General features: G+C 61.9%; 8 protein-coding genes. 2 read left to right on the forward strand and 6 right to left on the reverse strand.

The window, feature by feature from the left end:
- The 6 genes from ABJF10_RS25105 to ABJF10_RS25130 all read right to left on the reverse strand — a co-directional run.
- Positions 1-946 (reverse strand): DNA topoisomerase (locus ABJF10_RS25105; RefSeq protein WP_348547368.1); only part of this gene is annotated, 946 nt, incomplete at its 3' end.
- A gap of 15 nt (positions 947-961) precedes the next feature.
- Positions 962-2,050: a DNA-processing protein DprA gene (gene dprA / locus ABJF10_RS25110; RefSeq protein ID WP_348547369.1), complete on the reverse strand. Its 1,089-nt coding sequence runs from the start codon at positions 2,048-2,050 to the stop codon at positions 962-964.
- 537 nt (positions 2,051-2,587) lie between these two features.
- Positions 2,588-4,183: a phosphoenolpyruvate carboxykinase (ATP) gene (pckA, locus tag ABJF10_RS25115; protein WP_348547370.1), complete on the reverse strand. Its 1,596-nt coding sequence runs from the start codon at positions 4,181-4,183 to the stop codon at positions 2,588-2,590.
- Between the two features lie 102 nt (positions 4,184-4,285).
- A complete protein-coding gene (locus ABJF10_RS25120; protein ID WP_348547371.1) occupies positions 4,286-5,269 on the reverse strand; it encodes a hypothetical protein in 984 nt (327 codons plus the stop codon).
- Between the two features lie 13 nt (positions 5,270-5,282).
- Positions 5,283-6,959: a putative transporter gene (locus ABJF10_RS25125; protein ID WP_348547372.1), complete on the reverse strand. Its 1,677-nt coding sequence runs from the start codon at positions 6,957-6,959 to the stop codon at positions 5,283-5,285.
- Between the two features lie 195 nt (positions 6,960-7,154).
- A complete protein-coding gene (locus ABJF10_RS25130; protein WP_348547373.1) occupies positions 7,155-7,541 on the reverse strand; it encodes a hypothetical protein in 387 nt (128 codons plus the stop codon).
- A 330-nt stretch (positions 7,542-7,871) separates the two neighbouring features.
- Here ABJF10_RS25130 and ABJF10_RS25135 point away from each other — a divergent pair, with 330 nt between their 5' ends.
- Together ABJF10_RS25135 and ABJF10_RS25140 are read left to right on the forward strand one after the other, a co-directional pair.
- A complete protein-coding gene (locus ABJF10_RS25135; RefSeq protein WP_348547374.1) occupies positions 7,872-8,909 on the forward strand; it encodes an efflux RND transporter periplasmic adaptor subunit in 1,038 nt (345 codons plus the stop codon).
- Positions 8,910-8,915: 6 nt separating this feature from the next.
- Positions 8,916-10,063, forward strand: a 1,148-nt coding sequence (locus ABJF10_RS25140) for an efflux RND transporter permease subunit (protein WP_348547375.1), incomplete at its 3' end; no start/stop codon positions are given.

The raw sequence follows: 10,063 nt of genomic DNA on the forward strand, positions 1-10,063 counted from the left end.
GGGCCTGCGCGATTTGCAGGGTCATCTTCGCGGGGAAACCGTGGCGGCCGTTGGCCTCGCGTTGCAGCGTGGTGAGATCGTAGAGCAGGGGAGGCGCTTGCGTGGTCGGTTTCTTCTCCTCTTCCACGCTGCCGGGCTTGCCTTCGCACTTTGCCTTGATGGCGTCTGCCTTGGCCTTGTCCCAGATGCGTTCTGCGCGGGCTTCTTCCTCGCCGGCCTTCTTGAAAGCGGCGTCAAACCAGCGTCCGCGATAGCTCCCGGCCTGAACGCCGAAATCGCCGAATACTTCCCAATACGCCTTCGGCTCGAAAGCGCGGATCTTCTCCTCGCGCTCGACGAGGATGGCCAGCGTCGGGGTCTGCACCCGTCCGGCGGTCGTCTTGGAAAAGCCGCCACCTTGCGAGTTGAAAGCGGTCAGGGCGCGCGTGGAATTGATCCCCACCAGCCAGTCGGATTCGCTGCGCGACACCGCGGCATCGGCCAGCGGCTGCATGTCGGCGTCGCTCCGCAACTGGGCGAAAGCGGTGCGGATGGCCTCGGTGGTCATCGATTGCAGCCACAGCCGCTTGCTCGGCTGCTTGGCGGCGGTCGCCTTGATGATATTGCGGAAAATCAGCTCCCCTTCGCGCCCGGCGTCGCACGCATTGATGATCTCGCCCACGTCCTTGCGCTTGATTAGGCGGCGCAACAGGGCGAGCCGCCCGGCGTTCTTATCGATGGGCGCGAGGGCAAACTCCGGCGGCAGGTGCGGCAGCTTCTCCATCGTCCACTTGCCACGCTTGATCTCGTGCTCCTCCGGCACGGCCAGCTCGAGCAAATGCCCTACGGCCGAGGAGATTACGTAGCGGTCGTTCTCAAACCAATCGCCATCCTTTTTCACCCCGAGCGCCTTCGCGAGATCGCTGGCGACACTGGGCTTTTCGGCGATGACGAGGGTTTTGGACATGCGGGCGGGGGATGATTAAATCTTTACGAACTGCTGGCCGGGGAGTTGTTTCACCAGCCTTTTCATTTCAAGGGCGAGCAACGTGGACGCCACTTTGGGCATCGGCAAGCCCGATTTTGTAACGATCAAGTCGAGAGGGGTCTCCGCGCTATCTATAGTACCGAGGATGGTTTGCTCCTCGGAAGACAGTGTTGGGGCGGTGGCGGGCGGCCCTTTTTTGGACGGTTCGTGGAAGAGAATACTCAGGTCGTCGAGGATATCGGCGGCCCCGGTCACGAGTTTGGCGCCTTGCTGGATGAGTCGGTTTGAACCCGCCGAAGTGGGGCGATCGATCTGCCCGGGCACCGCGTAAACAAGGCGCCCCTGTTCGAGCGCCTGCGTGGCCGTAATCAGGGCGCCGCTCTTCTGCCCCGCCTCCACGACCAGCACGCCGCTGCCCCATCCCGCCACGATCCGGTTCCGATAGGGGAAGGTCTGCGTGCTGGGCGGGAGGGTCATCGGAAACTCCGAAACGACCGCGCCCGAGGCCGCGATCTTCTCCGCCAGCCCCTGGTTCTCGGGCGGATACAGATCCATCAACCCCGACCCGATTACCGCGACCGTCCGCCCTTGCGCCGCCAGCGCGCCCTGGTGTGCCGCCGTATCGATCCCGCGCGCCAGTCCGCTCACCACCGTAAGCCCGGCATAGGCGAGCTGATAGGAAAGCTTCTTCGCGCACTCCAGCCCGTAATGGCTCGTCTGCCGCGAACCCACGACTCCGAGGGCATGCTGATCTCGCTCGATCAATTCCCCCCAGACATAAAGCACGATGGGCGGATTCGAAATCTCCCGCAGCATCCGAGGATACTCCGGCGATTCCTGGATGATGACCTTGGCCCCAAAGTCCGAGATGCGCTTCAACTCCGCGCTGAGGTCCACCTTATCCTGCCAGCCGGCGATCGCTTCCGCCACTTCCTGTCCGACCCCATTCACGGCGCGCAACTGCGCGGCCCGCGCCAGGAGCACCTGCTCCGGCGTCTCAAACGTCTCCAGCAAACGCCGCAACCGGACCGGCCCAACGCCGGGTACCATATTGAGCGCAATGCTGGCCTCCGTGGAATTCATGCGCCGGAAGCTGGGAAGTCGCCGTTCATTTGTCAAACGCGGGCGTCTGTCGACGAGAGGCTGCAAAACGGGTGAGTTTGGCAAAATTTACGATTCTCGCTCGGCCCTGGTGGCCTGCTTAAATGCCATGGATTGGCATTACGGAGGCTTTGGCCAGGATCTGCCGGGGCATCGATCCCAAAAAATTTCGGACCTTTACCAGCCTTTACCAGCCTCTACTGGCCTTGATTCGCCTAGATCAAGCCTGGCTCTACTCTGGTCCAGTCAAAGCCAATCAAGGCAGCCGGCCAGTCAATCGCCACGCAAACACAGACGCATTACTGCATCTCATTTGCAATAAGGCACCCACGATGAATCTGTCAAAGAACCGCTTTGTCCTCGCCGCCAAATACCCCGGCCAGCCCCGTTACCCCTCCTGTCAATTACTTGATGGATAGTCGCATGAAAGGTGCAAAAAGTCAAGCAAAAAGTGAAGGATAATGGCGTTTCCGAATGACACCAGGACGCCGGAGGCGTCATAAGCGAATGTCGATTCCGCTAGGTTTTCGGTCCGGCGGCTTTCACTTCGGCGGTGGCGCCGGATTCGAACTTCTTGAAGTTCTCGACGAACAACCCGGCGAGTTTTGCCGCGGTCGCCGCGAAGGCCTTCTTGTCCGCCCAACCCTGCTCGGGAATGAGAATCTCGGCCGGCACCTGCGGGACGGCGGTCACGACGTCGAAGCCGAAGATGGGATCGGCTTGGGTCGGCGCACTGGCCAGAGTGCCGGCGTGGATGGCATCGATAATCGCGCGGGTGAACTTGAGCTTGATCCGCGTGCCGGTGCCGTAACTTCCGCCGCTCCACCCCGTATTGACCAGCCAGACGTTGACCTGGTGCTCCTTCAGCTTCTCCGCCAGCAGCTCGGCGTATTTCGCCGGATGCCAGACCATGAATGGCGCGCCGAAGCAGGCGCTGAAGGTGGCCGAGGGTTCGGTGACCCCCATCTCCGTGCCCGCGACCTTGGCCGTGTAGCCGGAAATGAAGTGATACATGGCCTGTTCCGGCGTGAGCTTCGAGACGGGTGGCAAGACGCCGAAGGCGTCGCAGGTCAGGAAGATGATATCGGTCGGATGGCCCGCCATGCAGGGTATTTTGGCGTTCTTAATGAACTCGATAGGGTAGGCCCCGCGCGTATTCTGTGTGATGCTGGTGTCGTGAAAATCGACGCGTCCTTCGTCGTCGAAGACCACATTCTCCAGCACGCTGCCGAAGCGGAGCGCCTGGAAGATGTCCGGCTCGTTTTCCGGCGTGAGGTCGATGGCCTTGGCATAGCACCCGCCTTCGATATTGAAGATGCCGTCGTCGCCCCACACGTGCTCGTCGTCGCCGATGAGCAGGCGCTTGGGATCCGCCGAGAGGGTGGTCTTGCCCGTGCCGGAGAGGCCGAAGAGGACAGACGAATGCGGGCTCTTCGGATCGGCGGTGGCCGAGCAGTGCATAGAGAGCAGGCCCTGTTTCGGCATGAGATAGTTCATGATCGTGAAGACGCCCTTCTTCATCTCGCCCGCGTATTCGCTGCCGAGAATGACCATCTGTTTCTCCTCGAACGAAAGGTCGATCGAGGTCTTCGACGTCATGCCCGCGGTGAGCCGGTTCGCCGGAAACCGCCCCGCGTTGAAGATCACGTAGTCCGGCTCCCCAAACGCCGCGAGCTCCGCTTCCGTGGGGCGGATGAGCATGGTGTGCATGAAGAGGGCATGATAGGGGCGCGAGCAGATGATGCGAATCTTGAGCCGATGCCGCGGATGCCAGCCGGCGAAGGCGTCGATGACGTAAAGGCGCTCGCACGTATTGAGATAGTCGATGGCGCGCTCGCGGTTCACATGGAAGTGCTGCTCGTCCATGGGGAAATTGACCGGTCCCCACCACACGTCCTTTTCGGAGTCGGGGTGTTTGACGACGCGCTTGTCCCGCGGCGAGCGGCCGGTTTTGTCGCCGGAATAGGCGACCAGCGCGCCGGTGTCGGCGATGGATGAACCCGGCTCGTAACGAATGGCGTGCTCGTAGAGGTGCGCGGGCGACAGGTTGCGATGGATGGCGCCTACGGTGAGGCCATAGGGTGCGAGGTCGACGCGATGGAGGTTGCTGTTCATAGCTCGGTTGATTTGGCGGTTGTCATGAAAGGTGGCCCCTCAATCGGCGGCGGTTCCGCCTGCGGTTGGGATATTCAGAGATCGCTGTTCCGCCCGGGACGCTCAGAAGCAATAGATGTAGGTGAAGCGGAAGATGCGCTCGAAGGGGTTGGGCTCGGTCACCGGGAAATCGACGCCGGCCATGAAGATATGCCGCCGGGCGATGGTGGCGCGAAATCCCGGGGTCAGGGTAATGACCGTGTGGCCGCGGTGGCGCCCGTCCAGATCCGTTACTCCGTAAGCTTCGACAAAGGTCGAGGCGTTGCCCAGAAAATCGCCCGGCTTGGTCCAGGTCCTGACGAGAGAGATGTCGTAGGTCAGATCGTTCCGCCGGCTGCCCACGGCGTACGGGCCGGCGAGCGTCTCTTCCTGGAGATGGCCGTACAGCCCCACTCCCTTCAGCCCCAGGGGCGCAAGATCATGCCATCCGGCTAGGGCCACGCTGATCGTCGTATCTCTTCCACCAAGATCGTGATTGGGAAAGGCCACCCGGATATTGGTCGCCAGTGAGCTGGTGGCGGTATCCACCCAGGCGAGCCGGGCAAACGCGCCTTCGGTGCCACCGTTAATGTCCTCGCCCTTGCGGGAGTCGACCCAGTTGTAGTAGCCGACGATTCCCAGTTCAAACCGGCGGTTGAACGGGAACTCGAATGTGCCAGTGAGGGCGTCGGTGCCTCGCACCCCGGCCGTGGCGAGGTTTTGCTGGTAGGCGTAGTCCAGACGGAAGACCGCGGTAACGAAGTTGGTCTGGACCCGGAGCAAGGACATGTCCGGCGTGTTGTCGCCGCGCGATCTCCGCGTCCACGGCCCGTTCCAACCACTGGAGAAGAAGTTGGAAAAGGTGAGGTCTTGAAGATTCTGCTTGGCGCCTTCGACTGATGAAGCGAGCGGGTCGCCAGCGAGGGCCGGGAAAGAAGCGGCCAGGCAGAGCAGCGCCAGGCGGAAAGCATGGTGACGAATCCCTCTCCGCCGGGCCGGCACCCGCGCTCGCCTGTGACGCGCGCCTGGGATCGCGGCGCCGTTGCCGGTTATTGGTTCATGGTTCATAACGGCTGGGCCATCACCGGACAAAAATCACCACGAGTAATTGTGCGACGAAGATGCGCAGGAGCATGGTGAGCGGATAGACCGTGGCGTAGGCCACGGACGGCGCGTCCGAGTTATTGATCGCATTGGCAAAAGCGAGAGCGGGCGGATCGGTCATGCTACCGGAGAGCAACCCGCAGAGGTTGATGAAATTCAGCTTCATGAAGAACCGGCCGATCCACGCGGCCAGCAGCAGCGGAACCAGCGTAATCACGGCGCCGCAGGTCATCCAGACCAGCCCTTGGGTCGTTAAGAGCACTTCAAAAAAGTGTTCGCCGGCCTTCAGCCCGGCGCAGGCCAGGAAGAGGGTGATACCCAGTTCCCGCAGGGTAAGATTCGCGTTGGGTGGCATGTACCAAATCAACGAACCAATGCGCCCGATCCGGCTCAGGAGGATCGCGGCGATGAGGGGGCCGCCAGCCAGGCCGAGCCGCACCGGCGTCGGCATGTTGGCGAACGAAAGGGGGTAAAGACCGAGGAGGATGCCCAGCCCGATGCCCAGGAATATCGGCAGAAAATTGGTGCGATTCAGGTCCTTGAGCGAATTACCGAGCACGGATGCGACCTTGGCGATGTCGGCTTCTTTGCCCACCAGCTGAAGGACGTCGCCAAATTGCAGCTTGAGCGCCGGGACCGCTGTCATCTCGATGTCCGCCCGCGTCACGCGCGTGACCGTCACGCCGTATTTTTGCGTCAGATTCAGTGCGCGGATGGTTTTGCCGAGGACGTTATCTCGCGTCACCACGAAGCGTTCCAACGTGACCGGTCCGGGCGTCTCCCTGAGATCCTCCCGGCTCTCCGCGCCCACGATCAGGCAAAGTTCCCGGAGATTCTCGGCCGTGCCGACCGCCAGGAAGATATCTCCCGCGTGGAGCGTGGTTTCGGCGTTGGCGGCACTCGCTTCGGTTTCACCGGCGTATTTGATTCGGGAAATGATGATGCCCAGCGTGTCCTTGCCGGGGATCTCGTGGAGCTTCAAGCCGACCAGATTCGGATTGCGCACACAGATGTTCATGCGCTGGAGGGGCTCGCTCCCCGCTTCCTGCTCCAAGGCAAACGCCCGGGCTTCCTGGATGGGATCAATCCGCGAAAGGCGGCGGACGATCACCATGGCGAGGATGATCCCGATAATCCCAAACGGATAAGCTGCCGCGTAGCCGAGGGCGGGAAGACTGCTCCGCGCCGAATCCAGTGCAGGCATTTGTCTCAGCGCCTCCTGCGTCGCTCCCAGCGCCGGGGTATTTGTCGTGGCACCCGAGAAAATGCCCACGGCGGCCGCCATGTCGATGTGCAGGAACCGGGAGCTCGCGATGGTCAGGAGCGCTCCGGCGAGGATGATCCCACCGGCCAGCAAGTTTAGCGGCAGGCCCTGGCGCCGCAGGGAAGTGAAAAAGCCCGGGCCGACCTGGTTGCCGATCGTGTAGACGAAGAGGATCAACCCGGCTTCCCGGACAAACCCGAGTGTCTCCGGGTTGATCGTGAGGTGAAAATGTCCAAAGAGGATTCCGGCGAAGAGCACCCCGGCGACACCCAGTCGGATTCCGCGAATTTTGATCCGGCCGATCCCCAGCCCGACGACGGCAACTGACGCAAGAATCAGGACTGCGTAAGCGATCGGTTGAGCCGCGGCAAAATCAGTGAGCCACTTCATTGAGGGATCGTCCGGTATTGCGCCAGGAAGCCAGAAGGGGTGCGCACCCGAAAATGGAAGTGGGTGGTGACATTGGCGTGGTTCTCATGGGCGATGCGTTGCTGAGCGGGACCGCTGCCATCTCCCATGGCGGACAATCCCGAATTTATGCCGGGTTTTTCCCATCGGTCCGTGGGGGTGTGTACGCGGAAGCCTCTAGCTTTCACCGTACACCTCGCTTTCAGCCCCCTGCCGCACCCGCAGAAGGGCCGCCCGCATTCGTTCGGTAGACACCGGTTTGACGACGGCGGCTCCAATCCGGTGGTGATCGACCATCGACGACAGCCAAGGGCTGACTTTTCGGGTCACCGCGATGACGGGTATGGCGCCCCCCATCGTGCTCAAGAGTCCGCGAGCTCCATCTTTCAGATCGAGATCCACGATCCCCAGACTCCGTGTCAGAGCGCCGTCCATGACCATGGACGCAACTTCCCGACTGGTCTTGACCGACATGAGCTCGCAACCGGCGCTTGTCTCCATTGTTTTTACCACCGCTTCGACGGCAGAATCGTCCGTCGCCAGCAAGATCACATAGTTTTTCATAATTCCCTATCTGTTTATTTCCCTGCACTGAACGTAGGGCAGACGCCGCAGACCGGCTACGCGTCGCTTGTGCAAGGCTGAGCGAATCTTGCCGCGGCGCGTCGAATCGTCATCGCTCATGGGAAGGGCCGACCTGGCATATGCGGTCGGTTCAGCCGGATCGAGAAATCGTGCCCGCGTGCAATTTTGTTCTCTCCCTGGCCGGCGAATCCGGCTCTACTCCCCACACGAATGGGCACTATTAAAGCGTTCACGTTCGTACTAATTCTGGGAGCGAGTCTGACTGGCTGTCACAAAAAGCCGACGGCCGCGCCACAAGGACCACTCCCCGTGAATGTCGTCGTGGCGACGGAAAAGGAAGTGGTCGAGTGGGACACTTTCACCGGGCGGATGGAGGCTGCGGAGTCCGTGGACATCCGGCCACGCGTGACCGGGTATATCCAGGAGCTGAAGTTTACGCCCGGGACGAACACCCTCGTGAAGAAGAACGACCTGCTCTTCATCATCGACCCGCGCCCCTACCAGGCGGAGATGGATCGCGCCGCCGGCGAACTCGAGCGCGCCGAGGCGGGCCTGCAATTGGGCGAATTGGATTTCAAGCGAGCCACCGACCTGCGCGCGAAAAACACCATTTCCACGAGTGAATTCGATCAAAAGGTGGCGGCGCTGAAGCAGGCCCAAGCCTCGGTGGGGGTGGCGAAGGCGGCCAACGCGTCGGCCAAGCTGAACCTCGAATTCACCGAAATCCGCTCGCCGATCGATGGCCGGATCAGCGACGAACGGGTGAAAGCGGGCAATCTCGTCCAACCCGGCGCGGGGCCGGAAAGCATCCTGACCACGGTCGTCTCCGTCGATCCCATCCATGTCTATGTCGACATCGATGAAAATCGCGTCCTCAAATACATCAAGCTCGACGAGGAAGGAAAGCGCAAGACCGCGCGGCGCGTGGCCATCCCGGCTTACGCCGCGCTCGGCAATGAACCGGATTTTCCGCATGCCGGGGTGGTCGACTTCATCGACAACCGGCTCGATCCCAACACCGGCACGCTCCGGGCGCGGGCGACCTTCAAATCGTGGAATCCCTTTTTGACCCCGGGTCTTTTCGTGCGCTGTCGCATTTCCGGCGGCCCTGCCGGCAAGGCGGTGCTGATTGATGACAAAGTCATCAGCAGCGACCAGGGGCAGAAATACGTCTTCGTGGTCAAGCCCGATGGCACGGTCGAGCGGCGGAACATCCAGATCGGTTCCGTGGTCGACGGCCAGCGGGTCGTGCATGCGGGCCTGAAAGAAGGCGAGCAGGTGGTCGCTTCGCGCCTCATGATGCTGCAGCCGGGAATGAAGGTGCAACCGATCGTGGCCGCGAAGTAATCCGGGATGAATTTTTCGCACTTCTTCATCGACCGGCCGATTTTTGCCGGCGTCCTCTCGATTATCATCACGCTGGTCGGGGTCATCGCCGCGACCACGCTGCCGCTGGCGCAATATCCCGAAATCGCGCCGCCCACCATTTCGGTGACGGCGACCTACCCGGGCGCCAACGCCAAGGTGGTCGCCGAGACGGTGGCGACGCCGATCGAGCAGGAGGTCAACGGCGTGGAAGGCATGCTCTACATGTCGTCGCAATCTACCAGCGACGGCGTCATGACCCTGACCGTGACCTTCAAGCTGGGCACGGATCTCGATATCGCGCAGGTGCTGGTCCAGAATCGCGTGGCCATTGCCACGCCGCGGCTGCCGGAGGATGTGCGGCGCACCGGCGTGATCGTGAAAAAGCAATCGCCCGATATCACGATGGTCGTCCACCTGGTCTCGCCCGATGGGTCGCTGGATTCGCTCTACACGAGCAACTACGCGCTGCTGCAAGTGCGCGACGCACTCGCGCGCATCGACGGGGTGGGGGACATCAACGTCTTCGGCGCCCGCGAGTATTCCATGCGGGTGTGGCTCGACCCCGAGCGCATTTCCGCCCGCAACCTGACGTCGAGCGACGTCGTCAAGGCGATCCAGGAGCAGAATTTGCAAGTCGCCGCCGGCATCATCGGCGCGCCGCCGACCCCGGCGGGCTCGGCCGCTTTTCAGTTCACGGTCAATACCCAAGGGCGGCTCACGGATATTGAGGAGTTTGGCGACATCGTGGTCAAGAGCGGGGACCGGGGTGAAACCACGCGCATCCGCGACGTGGGGCGGGTGGAACTGGCGGCCCTGGACTACACGGTGAATTCCAAGCTCGGCGGCAAGCCCGCGACGGCGCTGGTCCTTTTCCAGCGGCCGGGATCGAATGCGCTGGCCACGTCCGACGCGGTGCGCGCGAAGATGGCGGAGCTGAAGCAGCGTTTTCCGCCCGGCCTCGAGTATGAGATCGTGTATGATCCGACGGTTTCCGTTCGCGAATCGATTCACGAGGTGGAGAAGACGCTCTTCGAGGCCATCACACTGGTCGTCATCGTGGTGCTCGTGTTTTTGCAGACGTGGCGGGCGACGATCATTCCGCTGGTCGCGGTGCCGGTCTCGCTCATCGGCAC

Source organism: Chthoniobacter sp. (assembly GCF_040003245.1).
Lineage (GTDB): Bacteria > Verrucomicrobiota > Verrucomicrobiia > Chthoniobacterales > Chthoniobacteraceae > Chthoniobacter.

Bases quoted from the DNA above. Each gene is read 5' to 3' on its own strand.
- dprA (WP_348547369.1), bottom strand. From the start codon at position 2,050: ATGAATTCCACGGAGGCCAGCATTGCGCTCAATATGGTACCCGGCGTT.
- pckA (WP_348547370.1), bottom strand. From the start codon at position 4,183: ATGAACAGCAACCTCCATCGCGTCGACCTCGCACCCTATGGCCTCACC.
- ABJF10_RS25120 (WP_348547371.1), bottom strand. From the start codon at position 5,269: ATGAACCATGAACCAATAACCGGCAACGGCGCCGCGATCCCAGGCGCG.
- ABJF10_RS25125 (WP_348547372.1), bottom strand. From the start codon at position 6,959: ATGAAGTGGCTCACTGATTTTGCCGCGGCTCAACCGATCGCTTACGCA.
- ABJF10_RS25130 (WP_348547373.1), bottom strand. From the start codon at position 7,541: ATGAAAAACTATGTGATCTTGCTGGCGACGGACGATTCTGCCGTCGAA.